Here is a 16,137-nt window from a genome sequence, read left to right as displayed (position 1 = left end):
CTTCATATAAAGGCGGGAATAACAATGAAAAAAGCAATACAATTTGGGGCAGGTAATATCGGGCGCGGCTTTATCGGCGCCCTTCTCTCCCAGGCAGATTATCATGTCGTTTTTGCCGATATTAACGAAGAAATGATCAATGAACTGAACAACAAGAAGAGCTATCAGATCCACATCCTAGATCTGGAGCAAAGACAAGAGACGATTACCAATGTATCCGGCGTGTTGTCCAATGGACCAGACATTGTAAATACGATAGAAGAAGCCGACATCATTACGACTGCGGTAGGTCCTAATGTGCTGAAGATGATTGCCTCAACCTTGGCTGCTGGTATTGAAGCGCGCCGTGCTTCTGGACAAGGCACACTCAATATTATTGCCTGTGAAAATATGGTGGGTGCAACCAGTCATCTGAAGGAACAGGTGTATACGCATCTATCGGCTGAAGCAAGAGCTTATGCGGATGAGCATGTCGGCTTTGCCAACTGCTCCGTAGACCGGATCGTCCCTCCTTATGAGGGAGAGAACATACTGGATGTCGGCGTGGAATCCTTCTATGAATGGATCGTTGAAGAGCCTTCCCTCAAGGGGGAAACACCTCACATTCCAGGAATGAAGCTGACAGACAATCTGCTGGCTTATGTGCAGCGCAAGCTGTTCACCTTGAACACGGGGCATGCCATCACCGCTTATCTCGGTTTCCTGGCAGGTACAGACACGATTGAGGAGAGCATTAATCACGAAGCAATCCGTCCGGTCGTTCGCCAGGCGATGGAAGAAAGCGGCGAAGCTCTGATCAAGAAGCATGGGTTTGATAAGGATGAGCATTACAAATACATCGACAAAATCGAGAACCGCTTCAAAAACCCATATATTCGGGATGAAGTCATCCGCGTAGGACGCGAACCTCTTCGCAAGTTAGGTAGAAATGACCGTCTCGTAGGTCCAGCCAACATGGCGATTGAATATGGGCTTCCGCACGAGGGGTTGCTGACCGGCATTGCTGCGGCCTTTCATTATGACAATCCGCAGGACCCGCAATCGCTTGAACTGCAAAGTCTGATCAAGTCCAAAGGAATTGAAGCTGCCATCACAGAAGTGACGGGAATTGCTTCTGGCAGTGAGGATCATCAGGCCATCCATAAGAAATATTTAGAACAAACCAACTAAGTTGTTATTAGGAACGCCCTTCTGAACTGCGGTTCAGGAGGGTTATTTTTATGATTACGCAGCTGGATCTCCACTGATTTTTGCATATCTCGCTTCTTTTGAACTATGGTAAACTGTTGAAAGAGCGGTATTACAATTATTGGAAGGGGTTTATTTCATTCATGCCTAAGATTCTCAGCTGTTATCCAGAAGGTAAATTGAAAGCGCTAACGATGAGTTATGATGACGGTGTCCTCTCGGATCGGCGATTAGCCGCTATTTTTAATGAGAATGGGATCAGAGGTACCTTTCATATTAATTCGGGAATGTTTGGTGATTCTAGATATCGTACCCGTCTGACAGAGAACGAATCATTGGAAGTCTATCAAGGTCATGAAGTCTCCGTACATACCGTGACTCATCCATCTATTGCGCGCTGTCCCAGAGAGCAGGTGCTCTATGAGATCATGGAGGACCGCAAAAACCTCGAGGCGCTGTTTGGTTATCCTGTCCGAGGCATGTCCTATCCTAACGGCTCCTATAGTCAGGAAATTATCGAGATGCTCCCCGTGTTCGGCATTGAATATGCACGTGTCGTACAGACATCGGGAGGCTATCAGCTGCCGGAGAATTTTCTCGAATGGAAGGCGACCTGTCACCATAACCAGAACCTGATGCAGCATGCAGAGACGTTCGTTTCACTACCGCGGAAGAACATCCACCTGATGTACGTCTGGGGCCACAGCTATGAGTTCGATGATCAGGATAACTGGTATGTTATTGAAGAATTCAGCAAGTTTATTGGTGAACGTGAGGACATCTGGTATGCCACGAATATCGAAATTGTGGATTATGTGAAAGCATATAAGAGCTTAAGATTCTCGGCCGATCAGCATCTGGTGTATAATCCTTCTGCTTCTAGCGTATGGGTGCTGCTGGACGAACAGCCTGTTGAGATCAAGGGCGGCAGTATCACAACTCTATTCTAGTATTTGAGCCAATGACCTCTTCTCCATGCGCATCAAAGCTATACCTCGTTCTGAACCTCCTCCCCTCAAATAAAGGAATAATGACATGCCGATGACAATATCGGCCCCTCCCTCTTCCCTTCCTTCCATGACTTACCAAGCACAAGCGATGCCGTAATCCAGACGATGCGACCACAAGCTTCTATGTACGGCAGTTTATATTAAGTTTATTTACTTGTGCTAGAGTGAGAGCGATCAATATAGGAGGGGGAATTACAGTTGAGAAGAATACTAAGTCCCATCACCGACTGGGTCTCGACCAAACGAGGGATGTGGATTACCATTGTGGTCTGGCTGGCAGCCATGATTGGCTTAAGCGCAGGCCCTATGCTGAGTGAATACAAGGTGACCAACTTCCAGTCGCTCCCGGATGAAGCCCAATCCATCATAGCGGAGCAAAAATTAGCGGAAACGTTTCCTAATGAACAAGGAGCCCCAGGTATCCTCGTTTTTCATAACGAATCAGGGGGAATCGACGTTGATGAAGTTAGGCAGATTCTGAGTGGAATCATCTCGGCTAATATTGAAGGTGTCGATTCCATTGTCGATATCAGCGCATTGCCGGATCAGGCGCTGTCAGGCTTCACCTCGGAAGACGGATCCACCATGATTGTTCCCATGAGCCTGGAGGCTGGACTTGGCAACAGCCAATACTCAGAGATTAATGATGAAGCCTATGAAATCGGCAGTGAAATTGCAAAAGATCTTGACACCAAGTTTTATATCACCGGCCCCGCCGGAATTGCCGGCGATACCGTCAAGCTGTTTGAGCAGGCTGACCTCGTCCTGCTGCTTGCCACAATTTTTATCATTCTTATTTTACTGATTGTCATTTACCGTTCTCCGCTTCTGGCCATCATTCCGCTGCTTGCTACGGTCATTGTATATCAAGTAGCGAATCAATCGATCGCTCTGATGGGTGCAGCCGGGCTGGAAATTAACAACTCGACGACCTCGATCGTGAGCATCCTGCTGTTTGCGGCCGTAATCGACTACTCGCTATTCGTATTCTCGCGCTATCGTGAGGAATTGAACAAATATGAAAGTAAATATACGGCGATGCAGCACGCCATGCGGGCCACGGGTGAACCCGTGTTTTTTGCAGGTGGTACTGTACTCGCAGCTATGCTCATTCTATTTTTCACGGATTTCCGCGATTATCAAAACTTTGCGCCTGTATTTGGGCTGGCCATGTTTATCATTATGCTGGCTTCCGTGACCCTGGTACCTGCCTTGTTTACGCTGTTCGGGCGTAAAGCTTTCTGGCCTAGAGCTCCTAAAATCGGGCAGGAGCAAGAAATTAAGCACGGCATTTGGGGTCCGATCGCCAAGTTTGTCGTCAACAAGCCGCTGTTAATTGGCGGAATCGTCGCTGTCTTTATGGTGATTACGGCGCTGAATGTGTTTAACCTGAGATATGAATTTGACACGGTCAAGAAATTTCCCGAGGATTTGCCTTCACGCGTAGGCTATGAAATCGTCGAATCGAAATTCAACAAGGGCGAGCTTGCCCCTTCCACAGTTCTGTTGGAATCCGAGGCTGCTCTGTCTGAGGATCAGATCAATCAATTTCTAGGGAAGTTGGAGAACTACGAAGAGATTAGCTCGGTTCGTACTTCTGGCATCACGGAGGATACAACGGCAGCCAAGTTCAGTGTTGCTCTGACGATGAACCCCTACTCTACAGAGGCCATAGACTTTGTTGAAGAACTTCGCAGCCAATCCGAAGCAATCCTTAACGAATTATCCTTGCAGGGGGACGTTTACTTCGGCGGTGTCACAGCCAAACTAGTCGATGAACGGACTACAAACAATAGTGATATCGTTAGGGTCGTCATTCTGGAAACCATTCTGATTCTGGTACTTCTCATCGTATTAACTCGTTCATTAAAAATGTCGATTTACATGATAGCGACCATACTAATTTCTTATGTGTCTGCTCTGGGGCTTGGTCTATTCCTGGTGGATGTGCTGTTTGGATATGATGCAATCAGTACCCGGGTTCCCGTTTATGCGTTTATTTTCCTGGTGGCGCTCGGCATTGACTATAACATTATTTTGATTTCACGCTTTCTCGAAGAGAGAAAAACACGGAAAGTTAAAGATGCTCTTGAAGTAGCCATTCGCAATACCGGAGGTGTTATTTCCTCGGCAGGTGTCATATTGGCTGCAACGTTTGCCGCCCTGACGACGATGCCGATTGCCGATCTCTTTGTGTTCGGGTTTATAGTTGCGATTGGAATAATAATTGATACGTTTCTGGTAAGAGGTATGCTGCTGCCATCCTTAATCTTGTTCTTTGAAAAAGATAAGGATATGCAGCAACGCTCATCCTAAGCGCAGAAGGTATGGAGGGGATTCTCGTGAAAATTTTAGTCGTGGATGATGATTATGATATTCTGCAGCTCGTGACGATTCATCTAACCCGTGAAGGCTACGAGGTTATACAAGCCCAGAACGGACAGATTGCCCTTAAGCTGCTAGAGGAGACGGAGGTTAACCTGGCTATTGTGGATGTCATGATGCCCGGGATGGACGGCTTCTCCTTAACTAAAATTTTAACAAAAGAGCTGGAAATCCCCGTCATTCTTCTAACTGCAAAAGGACAGCTGGCCGATAAGGAGCAAGGGTTCAAATCGGGCACTGAGGATTATCTGGTGAAGCCGTTCGAGCCGAAGGAATTGCTGTTTCGGGTAGCTGTAGTTTTGCGGCGCTATGGCAGGGCCATGGAAAGTATCCTGAAGGTCGGGAATGTCAAAATCAACCGAAACGATTTTGAAGTCGTCATTAATGAAGAAACGATTCTGTTCCCGCTAAAAGAGTTTGAGCTGCTGACGATGCTCGCGACCCGAGTTAACAAGGTTACACCCCGAACTCTTCTGCTCGATCAGGCGTGGGGCGAGGATTATGAGGGCAATGAGCAGACATTAAATACACATATGAACCGGATCCGCGAGCGGCTGAAGCGATATGGTGCTGCAATTGAAATTCAGACGATCCGCGGGGTCGGTTATAAGCTAGAGGCGACCGAATGAGAACCTTATACCGAGAGTTTATTTCAGCGATCCTGCTTATTCTAGGAATCAGTGTATTCATCGGGTTTGTACTGGCTAACATTGTTTACCTTGTATTCACCAAGGGCGAAATGACCGAGCAAAATTTAGAGGTTGCCGAGCAAATTGTTTACGTTCTTGAAGAAATGCATGTGGAGTCCCCTTCCATCCAACCCTATCTGCAGTCTGTTGGACAACTAGGCTACCAGATTTATCTTGTTGACCGAGCTGGAAATGCCATTACCTTTGGCCAGCCCTTTGAAAAGAGCAGCCTGCCCGATCAGACGCTGGAGCGGGTACTGCAGGGGGAGAACTATATGGGCAAGGAAGGCTTTTGGAATCAGCTCTGGATGATGGGCCATTTCTCGAATGATATCAGGAACACGGTTGGCCTCCCCTTACAGATTGATGACCAGTCTTACGCATTGTTTATAAAGCCGAACAGCAAGATCTTGTTCTCTGATATTCATATGATGCTGGCCGGATTCATTGTTGCCATTGCTTTTGTAAGCGTAGTGGGTGTGATTATCATGACCAAGCGGCTTATTCACCCCATATCCGAATTATCGGAGGCGACCAAAGCGATTGCCAATGAAGATTTTACGTATACGCTGAAAATCAACCGGCAGGATGAGATTGGCCAGCTGGCCGATAACTTCCTGCGAATGCAGCAGCAGCTCATGCATAATGATGTTGCAAGAAAATCCTTCATCAATAATGTGTCTCACGACTTTCAGTCGCCTTTGATGAATATTCAGGGATATGCGGAGCTGCTCCTCAATCCGAAAATAGATGAAAAGGAGCGGCTTCAATATGCAGGCATCGTCAATGATGAGGCCAGAAGATTATCCAATCTGACGAAGCAGCTTCTGCTGATTACGTCCCTGGATCAATCCGGCTACCCCATAAAGAAGAGCTGTATCCGGCTGGACTTGCAGATTAAGGAATCCATTAAGAAGCATCAATGGAGCCTGCAGGACAGGAACCTGACCATTTCATACAAGCTGGACGAAGTCATGTTCTTCTCGGACCCGGAGCTGCTTGCGACCGTATGGGACAATCTGCTTACGAATGCGATCAAATATAATCAGCCAAATGGACATATCTTTATTTCATGCAGTAGAGATCAAGATCAGATTATACTCACTTTTCAGGACAGCGGTGTGGGCCTGTCGGAAGAGTCAGCGGGTCAGGTGTTCGAGCGTTTCTTCCGCGTGGATACGACTCGCAAAAGAGACGGGACGGGCCTTGGTCTGTCTATTGTAAAGGAGATTATTACACTATTAAACGGAAGTATCACGCTTGAGAGCAAGCTGTCGAAGGGCACCACCTTTACCGTGATTTTTAGAGACGAAAGGAATTGATCAATACATGGAGAAAATCTGGAGCATTCGATTAATACGCTTTGCAGCGCTGTTCGGCATACTTGGGACCTTTATCGGGTCCTAAATGTCCGGAAGTATGGATTATTCCATGCGACCCATTCATGCGCACATCTTGCTGGTGGGATGGCTGTCCGTATTTGCCTTTGGAATCTTTTATAAAGTATACAAAGTAAGATCTAAAATGCTGGTTGCAGTCCAAGGCTGGCTGGCTATGCTTGGCGCCTTCGGCTTGACCTTTGGAATGTGGATGTACAGTATGAATCCGTTCCAATGGGACGAGACCTTGGTAATGATTCTCTTCATCGTAGGTGGTTCGCTGCTGCTCTTGGCGTTTTTGTTGTTTGCCATCATTACTTTTCTAATAGAAAAAGAATAGCATAATAATGCTTGTCCCGACGCTCTTATTGAGATCGCTGTTTCTCTTTTGTAATAGGGCAAGAACATACTTAGCCTGTTTTTATGAGAAAAATCTTATCCCCTGCAATTTTGCAGGGGATTTGTGTTTTCTGCAGAATGAATAATATATTCAATTCCCCTATGCATACGAATCTCATTCCACTGCACTGCCTGCATACGAATCTAGTACACTCCACTGCTTACTCAACAAATTACAGAATCTCCTAATACACATGTATATATTATAGGCCTTAAGTCATACTGTTTCATATGAGCGAAAATGATTTAATATAAAGTAAGCGATTTCAAAAATAAGTCTTCATTTTTCTCTCCCTTCTACCGACATAGTTATTATGAACTAAAAGCATGCGCGAATGGAGGAATCCATATGATTCAAGAACTACGAAAGGCCGAACGAAAAAGATACAATGTACACTTATCTCTAACGGACGGATCTACTTATTCCGGTATCGTAAGTTTGAATATGGGTCAAATGAAGCTTAGGCTAAAGTATCGTGGAGGCATTGTTACCGTTCCCTTCCATGAGATCAAGCACTGCTCGACACTCATCCCCATGTCTGTATAATCGTTACACATGATCTAAGCTCTTATAATGAAGAAACAGCTCATTCCTAATGAGCTGTTTCTGTCAGTTGACTATACTACCGACCATTTAATATTCCATATTCCATACCTCATGAAATGGTCCAACTTGAAGCTGCAGTTATTCTGTCTAACTTCCGATAAAAAATAGTGCGACCGCCCCCACGGCGAGCAGTAGGAACGACACAACTGCGGTCCATCTTCTATACTCTATGTATCGAATTACATACACCAGCGCCATCACAACAAAGAACCAGCCCATTGAGAATCCCGGATTCATGAAACCAATAACCAGCATGATAAATGCAAGCACAGTCAGCCCTGCCTCCAGCTTTGCCAGCATCGGATTACGCTCCTTCTTGTCCTTCGAATTAAAAATTTGAATCACCTCCTCAGCCATTTCATAATGTCATTTTATTGAACCGTCGTATCTATTAAATACACTCGACCCTCAAATCCGCCACGTAGTTTTTGCTTTTCCACCCTTTTGTTCTCCAATTCTTCAGGCGTAGAGCCGTGTACCTTTGACAATGCCCTAATAACTTCAAGCACATCTGCCAGTTCACCAAGAGCTTCTTCATCATGATCTGTGGCATAGTATTCCTCTATTTCTTCCATCAACTTCGCCCTCAGCTCAGATCTATATTGCTCCTGATCAAGCACCGTAATTCTGCAAGAATCCCCCTTCGAAGCGATAATCGTTGGAATTTGATCCCGAACGAGCTTATTGTAAGTTTTTTTCTCGCCAGTAAAGGAAGCTTCTGATTGTCCTCCAGTCCCTACGATCACGATTTCATTGCCTTCCTCTTCGCTAGATACCGATGCAGATTGAAACCCATGGAATTCCTTAAATCGTGTTCCATTTTTGTATAAATCAATTTTATAGGCCATGCTCTAGTCTCCCCTTATGCTGAAGAATGGTGATCACCCATGATTAAATCCAATTATACCATTTCTACATAAGGCTTTTTACCTGCTTCAAGTCGTCTTCACCTTTAACAAAAAAACAACCGTTCCAAACAAGCAGTATAGCATGAAAAAACCTGCTATATGCCCGAAGAACGGTTGTTTGTAAGCATCATGCTTTTGACACGAATGCCTAACGTCTCAGTACTTTACTCATCGCCTCAAGGAGGGTATGGGAAGCATCACATTTATACTCCCAGAACATGATGCCCGCAAGCCCCTGTTCAATGACATACTCGCATTTTGCTGTAATAGATTCCGGATCATCGTAAGAGATGAACGTGCTGCCGTTAAACAAATACGGCGCCTTCGCCTCCTCATCCCAGTACCTCGTGTATCCATCATTATTGATATAATCTGCTGACAACTCCGTATAATCCGGTCCAAATCCTCCGGTTGTCGCTGCCATCTGGTGCAGACCGTTATTCCTCGCCGGCACGCCTGCCCACTTGCGGGAATAGAACGCGGCTCCAATGACGATCTTATCCATCGGAACACCTGCCTTGTGGAACATGTTCACCGAAGCATCTGTGCTGATTCGGTACAAGTCCCCTGTCGCCGTATAGAGACTCGTGTGATGCCCGGTCAACACTTGGAAGCCTCCGCGCATGTCATAAGTCATTAGCTGCACGTAATCAACATAGGGCACGATGTGCTCCATCTCCGTACCGTCAATATAATATTGATCCGCACCGGCAGCAATGCTTAGCATGTAATGCCTGTTCTCCTGTTCACCCACCTGATCCAGCTCTTCCCTGATCGTACTCAGCAGCCGTGTGAAGTTCTGCTTGTCCATGGGAGAGGCAGCAATGCCTGCCTGACCATAACATGGGTATTCCCAGTCCAAATCTATGCCGTCCAGCGAATAGGTCTTCACGGCGCGGGCTGCTGATGCTGCAAGCCTCAGCCTGCCGTCCTCGGTTGCTGCTGCTTCAGAGAAGCCGCCGCTGCTCCACCCGCCTACAGACAGAATGATCTTCAGATCGGGATACTTCTCCTTCATGACCGGGATCTGCTCCATATTGTGCAGATGGCTGGTTTGAATTACGCCGTTCTGAATGATGCCAAAAGCAATATTGATGTGTGTCATCCGGCCTAGATCCGTTACTGTGACTTCATCCAGACTATGATGACTGACATATCCAATGATCCATTTACTGCTCATTTCCGCTTATCCTCCCGTCTGCTTCACTTCGCGAAGCTGCCGGTTCAGCTGTGAATGGACCTGAATGGCTTCCCTTACAGCTCCGATGCGGTAGCCGGACGAAGCATAACGAATCTGACTGGCTTCATCCAGCACGACTAGATGAGGGTACCCGGATTCTATGGCAGAAGGACTCCGGAACAACTCGGGCAATGAAGTTGAATCACCTTCTGCTAGATGAACCTGACTTGGAAGCTTCTCCAGTTGGTCATTTCTCAAGTTCGTTGGGTTCCCCGTAGAGCCTGCAATTAATACGACTGGAATATTTCGTTCCGCCAGCTCCACCTTAAGATCGATAAGCTCTTTAATTAAGTGCATCGTCGGTTCTCTCTCAGGCTCGATCCAGGCAGCAAGGATGCCTCGAGCAGTATCAGGTCGCAGATTATTAGACATACTGGCTGCTGTGCCATCCTGCAAGCCCAGTGGAACATTGCTGTCTACCGTCCCCAGAACAGGGATCTCTTCCTCGCTGCTGCGGAAGGTGATATTAACTTGGGTTTCTTTACCTTCCTCCACTTCAAAGTAAGAACATCTCGCCCTCACGGTACCATCTTTGAGACGAACTCCGGTAACCATACGGTAGAAGCCTGCTTCGACTTCCAATGGTTCCGCAAACCAGTCCTTCTCGCCAAACGGAAAATGCAGAGTCACATATTTCCCATGGACAAGCCGAGCGATAGAAACATTCTCATAATAAGCAGCAGCTCCCGTCGTACCTTCTGGTGTCTCTCCAAGGTCTAGACGCAAGGTTCCGATTCGCTTGTTCACCTCATCGTTAATGCCAAGATCCGCATAGATCCAGCTCCCCTTCTGCCAATACTGCGGTTTTCGCTCGTTCGGATGCAGACGAGAGGGAATTCCGAAGCTGCGGCACATGGCAACAAACAGGATAGCGAGGGAATCCTCATCACCAGCCATCAAACGGTAAGTCCCAGCGACTGTACCTTTTCCTTTCAGATTCGGCAGATCTTCGGAGCTCATGTACTGTTCTTTCAGCTGTTCGGCCAGAAGCTCAGGTTGTTCAATAAAGGAGTCCTGCTCTTCCCGGCTATAGGCAGTCTGGAACTGCTCTCTGTATAGACCAAGCATCTCATAAGATACACGCGGACAGAGCACATAAGGAATGAACAAGCTGTCAGGCAGCATATTTCGAAGCGAGAGAGTCCTTCTCAGATGCTCGTGAAGCACAGGACGGAACGTATCAATTAAATCCTTGCTATTGAGCGATTCCAGCAAAATAAGGGGCCACTCTCCGTTCTCGGGAGAGCTTTCATTGAGAAATTCCGCAATTTCGTGACTGTTGCCGCGAGCCTTCTGCATGACTTCCCACACTCTTGACTCTGGTAAACCCAGCTGTTCAGCAAGAATTCTGCTCTCGGCCGGGGAGACAAAGCTGCCTTCAAATGCTGCACGAATAGCAGCACCTTCCTTCATTCGTTCCTGATGCATGGATTCCGCCTGCTCCGTCAGCTCCGGGAGCACCTCGCCTTCCAGCTCAGGAGGAGGAACCAGATCCAGATCCATAACGCCGCTCTCTTGTACCGGTGGAGTGGAAAGACTCAGTACCAGCTCTACCTTGTCCGTTTCGGCAACACTCACCTTGCGCTCCAGCCAGTGATCCTGATATACAGCACGAACCAGCAGATCACCATAGCCTGTCTTGAAGAAGACTTCCCCTCTCTCATCTGTTGTAAGCGCTGCAATCGGATAAAATTCCGCCATGTTATATAATTCAAACCGTACCTCCGCACCCTGCACGGCCGTTCCATCCTGATCCTTGACTGTAACCGCGAGCTCCTTCGCAGGAGCATAGTTCTTAAGAAGATTCAGCTCCGTAAACCACGGCTTGGCTATCGTAATATCTTCTGATCCATGGTAGCTGCCCAGCACCCTTGTGTTCATCAGCATTGAGCGTCGTGCCGGCGGTGTAAACCATCCTTGATTAAGGCGTGCTTCCGGTTCGCATGCACCAATATAATACCAAGTACCATCCGCCCAAGCTTCTACCCAGGCATGATTATCATCACAATGGGCCCACCTCGGCGTATATACCTGACGAGCAGGGATGCCGATGCTGCGCAGGGCAGTAACGGCAAGCGTAGATTCTTCACCACACCTCCCCCGCGCACTTCGAATCATGGTCAGGGGAGAAGCAGTTCTCAGATCGCTGCCGATATAAGTTGCCTTCTCGTAGCACCAGTAATTGGTTTCTAGAATAGCGTCTTTCATGGATAATGAACGGGTTCGATCCGCAAGCTCTGCATAAAATAGGGCCCGGCAATCCTCGATATTTTCGGTATTCACCCGCGCCGGCAACACAAAATGCAGAAATATTTCATCAGGGACCTGCATCCCCCACGGAACCTCTTGCCGGATTCGTAATACAGACCGTACATGACTCAGAAACACCGAGCCTGGAACATCTGCAAGATCCTGCAGCGGGCTGTATGCATACACATACTTCAGCGCCCATTCCTCTTCTATAGACATCGGCTCCTGAAAAACAGCAAATATCTCATCCGCTCTGGTTCTGACAAGCTGCTGCTTCATACGAAGCTGTTTCTCCATATCCTGCATTCTCTCAGGTGTAAGTGAAAATACCGAGGTATGTGTATTCATATCCGATGACTCTCCTTCCACAGTTTACCGTCCTCACGAATAATCCACGTGCCGCTTCCGTCTGCTGCCGCAGCCGTAATTTGGAACAAATGCTTCGCTGCATAAACCTCTGGATTGATCCCCAGCTCCGAGGACCAGCCAAGCCGTGTTAAATCCTCCGTATAGCTCCCCGTCTGTTCTGCAAAATTACGCTCCAGGTAGTACAGCTTTCTCAGCTCCCACTTTATCCGTTCATCCTGAGAGATACAGAACACATCTGGACCCCCATCATCTGCAAATACGACATATCCCCACAGCTCAGGATAATGCATATTGATCAGTCCCATAGGGGACCAGACCCAGTTATCCTCCGGGTAAGGCTTGCCCGTATCCGGATGAATCACTTTGCGGTAAGCTCCATCAACAACCTCTGTCTTCCACTCCACCCTGGAGAAATTTACTCTCCAGAACTCACCTGGCAGCGGAGCGCGGTGTTCCTTCGCACATTCCTTCAGACTGGTCCAAGGTATAGCCACTTCAACAGACCATTTGCGGTTTACTGCCTCCGGATTATTGAGCTGGCCGTCAATATGCACCGCAGTTTTCAGCCCTTTCATGTCCCAGCTGTCCAGTGGAGGGCCACCGTCTCGATAAGGCTTGATAAGGAGCAAATCCCACACCGTGTTCAGCGCATTGATCTCAAACTCATAGTACCCGTGACTGTCTCCATCCGGATCAATAAAAATCTCGAAGTCATTGTCATAGAAGATCACCGAGTCACGTTCTGTCAGCGTAGCCCAGATGCTGTCCTCCCAGAGCTCAGCCCCTACATAAAAATAGTCATCGTCCCATAGCATCTTCACTCGTGTATCTTGCCTTGGCTGGGGACGGATATCGCCTTCAATATCGACAAACTTATCCGTCCACGCTGCTCTGTCCCAGAATGGCTTGTCGAGTCTTCCGTCAAGTGTCGCCTCCCCCTTCGCACGCTGGCAAATATAATGCTTCGGTTCATACGCTCCGATCTGAGGGACAGGTACCCCGCTTAGTCTCATGATGTCCCCTCCTCTTCCAGAATTCCATCCTGCCAGGCCTGATAAATAAATTGGGAGAACAGACTATTCGACCAGGCGAACCAGGATCTCGTATAATTGTGCGGATCATCGGCATGAAAGCCTTCGTGCATATATCCTGTATCCGCATCTGTTGCTTCCAGCATTTGTATAAGTTCCAGCTTCTCTTCAGCAGACCCCGCAGTGATTCCCTGCATAGACAGTGCCATATGCCAAATAAATCGGTCTGGCGTATGCGGGCTTCCTATCCCCCGTGCATGACTCCCTTCATAATAGAACGGGTTCTCCTTGGAGAGAGCGAATCGGCGTGTATTCTGATAAATCGGATCATCTGAAGTGCAGTATCCAAGATAAGGGATAGATAAGAGCCCCGGTGTTCCTGCATCATCCATCAGACAGTAGTTCCCGAAACCGTCTGTCTCATAGGCATAGATTGGGCCAAACTCCGGGTGTCGATAAATACCATACAACATAATGCCACGGTTAATTTCTGCCTCCAGCTGCTTTAGCTCCGACACAAACTTTGAATCACGGTAGATCCGGTCTGCGAACTCCTGCATATAGCGCAGCACCACAACCGCAAACATATTTCCGGGAATGTTATAGTGAAAATCACAGGCATCATCACTGGAGCGGAAGCCGGACCAGACCATCCCCGTATAGTTGACCGGCATACCGAGTCCCTCATTTGCGAGCGTATCTTCCGGTATTCCATTATGACGCATGAATCGATAGGGAGACCGCGCCTCATGATGCTGCTCCGTACGGAAGAGATCATATATAATCCGCATTGCCGACTTAAACTCAGCATTATAGACCGCCGTATCTCCTGTCTCTTGCCAATAACGATAGGCAAGACGCATCGGGAAGCAGAGGGAATCAATCTCGAATTTGCGTTCCCACACCCATGGGGACATGTCGGTGACGTCCGCTGTGTTCCAATGCCAGTCGCTGGCTGATTCATTAAATGCATTCGCATAGGGGTCCAGATGAATGTACTCGACATGCTTCTTAATGAGACCGCTTATTATTCTTCGAAGATCGGCATCCTCCTTCGCGAAGGGTACATAATGAATGACCTGTTCGACTGAATCCCGAAGCCATGATGCCGGTATGTCTCCTGTTATAACAAATGTCGTCCCGTCATCCAACAGCTTGACTGTCGTCTCCAATGTATTCGGGAAACAATTTCGAAACAGCCTGGAGAGCTTGGGCCTGTGGGAGAGCGCCTGCTCCGCCTCACCCAGCACCTGCTGGATAACTTCAGGCAGCGGAATTTTTGGAATGTGTATGCTTGGTAGTTGAAAAGAATCCATGAAAGAATAAAGCTCCTTTCTCGACCGTATCGTGAGGTATCTTAACCATGCAGCCCTAGTACCGCTCACCCATTTAGTTATGAGTGACCACCGCACCAGAACCGCCGTACATTTCAACTTCTTCATCGAACTCCAGCTTGACGACGGTAGTCAGCTCATGCGTATCCTCATGTGTCAGATGAATCCAGGTTGTACCCGGAATTTGAAACCACGGAACTCCGCCATGAATTTCGTACGTCAGCTCCTTGCCCGAATGGAGCACCGATGCCTTCTTGATTTGGTTACACAGCCCTTTGAGACAAATACTGTCCTTCGGATCTCCATGCACAAATAAATAAAGCGTCTTACGATCTGCGGAGAGCGTACTCCCTTCACCGTAGTATCGGCTCATAATTCCTTCCCTTGTCCCGTATACAGCTTCCTCATGAGCTCTGATCCATTTCCCAAGTCCGAGCAAAACAGCCTCCTGTCTGTCGTCAATGGTACCGTCTTCTCTTGGTCCAATACCCAGCAGCATATTGCCGCCCATCGAGATACAGTCACAGAACATACGGACAATCTGATGCAGTGATTTGTAATGCTGATCCGTCGGTACATAACCCCAGGAGGTATTGATCGTCGTACAGAATTCCCACGGTCCTTCCGGACGCGTAATCGGCAGCCCTTGCTCCGGAGTCTTATAATCTCCGTGTCCCGCAAGGCGTGAATTGATAATGACATCTGGCTGAAGGGATTGCAGGTAATGCTTGAATGCAGGCAGATTCCACTGCTCCGCACTCCGTTCCCAATCCCCATCAAACCACAGCAGGTCTACCTGGCCATATCCGGTAAGCAGCTCTTCCAGCTGATGATTGTTGAACTTGAGAAATCGGCTCCACTTCGCCTCGTCCTGAATTCCATTTACCGGATAAGAATACTTATTCACAGAAGCCGTGTCCTCTGGAACCTTGCCTCCTTCGTATACGCTTGGATAATCTGGATGAGACCAGTCGATCAGCGAATAGTAGAGCCCCAGTCTCAGTCCCTTAGCCGCGATTGCATCCGCATATTCCCTTACAATGTCAAGGCGCGCAGGCGTTCTCTTCACTGTATTAAGGTCACTATACTGCGTGTCCCACAGGGCTACACCATCATGATGCTTGGTAGTGAGCACCGCATACTTCGCTCCCGATTGCTCGATGAGATCAGCCCAAGCCTCGGCATCAAACTGGGAGGCTGTAAAGCCGTCCAGCTGCTTCATATAGTCGTCGTAAGTCATTCGTCCGTTATAAAAGGACCACGATTCCGCAACGCCGTCTACTGCATAAATTCCATAGTGAATAAAGATTCCCAGCTTCGCATCCTCAAACCACTTCTGCATATGGAT

14 protein-coding genes are annotated in these 16,137 nt (G+C 47.8%); 7 read left to right on the top strand and 7 right to left on the bottom strand.

Annotated elements, in window-relative coordinates; genetic code table 11:
- Positions 1-24 precede the first annotated feature (24 nt).
- The 7 genes from ACFSVM_RS01800 (at position 25) to ACFSVM_RS01770 (ending at position 7,597) form a co-directional block, all read left to right on the top strand.
- The gene (locus tag ACFSVM_RS01800) at positions 25-1,170 is read left to right on the top strand and encodes a mannitol-1-phosphate 5-dehydrogenase (RefSeq protein ID WP_076312181.1); all 1,146 of its coding nucleotides are present in this window, start codon (positions 25-27) and stop codon (positions 1,168-1,170) included.
- A gap of 161 nt (positions 1,171-1,331) precedes the next feature.
- Positions 1,332-2,138 (top strand): polysaccharide deacetylase family protein, encoded by an 807-nt coding sequence (locus ACFSVM_RS01795; protein ID WP_379260069.1) that lies wholly within the window; start codon positions 1,332-1,334, stop codon positions 2,136-2,138.
- A gap of 309 nt (positions 2,139-2,447) precedes the next feature.
- Positions 2,448-4,514, top strand: coding sequence for an MMPL family transporter (locus tag ACFSVM_RS01790; RefSeq protein WP_379262843.1), 2,067 nt, complete (start codon positions 2,448-2,450; stop codon positions 4,512-4,514).
- 26 nt (positions 4,515-4,540) lie between these two features.
- The gene (locus ACFSVM_RS01785; RefSeq protein WP_076312184.1) at positions 4,541-5,212 is read left to right on the top strand and encodes a response regulator transcription factor; all 672 of its coding nucleotides are present in this window, start codon (positions 4,541-4,543) and stop codon (positions 5,210-5,212) included.
- On the top strand, positions 5,209-6,594 hold the full coding sequence (locus tag ACFSVM_RS01780; protein WP_090726299.1) for a sensor histidine kinase: 1,386 nt from the start codon (positions 5,209-5,211) through the stop codon (positions 6,592-6,594). The genes ACFSVM_RS01785 and ACFSVM_RS01780 overlap by 4 nt, the downstream gene beginning before the upstream one ends.
- Positions 6,595-6,679: 85 nt before the next feature.
- Positions 6,680-6,991: a hypothetical protein gene (locus ACFSVM_RS01775; protein WP_379260065.1), complete on the top strand. Its 312-nt coding sequence runs from the start codon at positions 6,680-6,682 to the stop codon at positions 6,989-6,991.
- Between the two features lie 408 nt (positions 6,992-7,399).
- Positions 7,400-7,597 carry a hypothetical protein gene (locus ACFSVM_RS01770; protein ID WP_047913413.1) on the top strand — a complete coding sequence of 66 codons (198 nt, stop codon included), beginning with the start codon at positions 7,400-7,402 and terminating at the stop codon, positions 7,595-7,597.
- A 147-nt stretch (positions 7,598-7,744) separates the two neighbouring features.
- On the opposite strand, the gene ACFSVM_RS01765 is transcribed toward ACFSVM_RS01770, so the two are convergent.
- From ACFSVM_RS01765 to ACFSVM_RS01735, 7 genes are all read right to left on the bottom strand, one after another.
- Entirely contained in the window at positions 7,745-7,957 is a 213-nt protein-coding gene (locus ACFSVM_RS01765; protein ID WP_379260063.1) for a hypothetical protein, read from the bottom strand.
- A gap of 71 nt (positions 7,958-8,028) precedes the next feature.
- The gene (locus tag ACFSVM_RS01760) at positions 8,029-8,400 is read right to left on the bottom strand and encodes a nucleoside triphosphate pyrophosphohydrolase (protein WP_076312622.1); all 372 of its coding nucleotides are present in this window, start codon (positions 8,398-8,400) and stop codon (positions 8,029-8,031) included.
- Positions 8,401-8,713: 313 nt separating this feature from the next.
- A complete protein-coding gene (locus tag ACFSVM_RS01755) occupies positions 8,714-9,745 on the bottom strand; it encodes a glycoside hydrolase family 18 protein (protein ID WP_076312188.1) in 1,032 nt (343 codons plus the stop codon).
- A gap of 6 nt (positions 9,746-9,751) precedes the next feature.
- Complete coding sequence (locus ACFSVM_RS01750) at positions 9,752-12,403, bottom strand: transglutaminase domain-containing protein (RefSeq protein WP_379260061.1); 2,652 nt, start codon at positions 12,401-12,403, stop codon at positions 9,752-9,754.
- On the bottom strand, positions 12,400-13,437 hold the full coding sequence (locus ACFSVM_RS01745) for a carbohydrate-binding family 9-like protein (protein ID WP_076312190.1): 1,038 nt from the start codon (positions 13,435-13,437) through the stop codon (positions 12,400-12,402). Before ACFSVM_RS01745 ends, ACFSVM_RS01750 begins: the two co-directional genes overlap by 4 nt.
- On the bottom strand, positions 13,434-14,771 hold the full coding sequence (locus tag ACFSVM_RS01740; RefSeq protein WP_076312191.1) for a glycoside hydrolase family 125 protein: 1,338 nt from the start codon (positions 14,769-14,771) through the stop codon (positions 13,434-13,436). The genes ACFSVM_RS01745 and ACFSVM_RS01740 overlap by 4 nt, the downstream gene beginning before the upstream one ends.
- 73 nt (positions 14,772-14,844) lie before the next feature.
- Positions 14,845-16,131, bottom strand: coding sequence for an alpha-L-fucosidase (locus ACFSVM_RS01735; RefSeq protein ID WP_090726305.1), 1,287 nt, complete (start codon positions 16,129-16,131; stop codon positions 14,845-14,847).
- Positions 16,132-16,137 lie beyond the last annotated feature (6 nt).

It is taken from the genome of Paenibacillus shunpengii (assembly GCF_042684905.1).
GTDB lineage: Bacteria > Bacillota > Bacilli > Paenibacillales > Paenibacillaceae > Paenibacillus > Paenibacillus shunpengii.
This window is presented reverse-complemented; position numbering and strand designations above follow the sequence as displayed.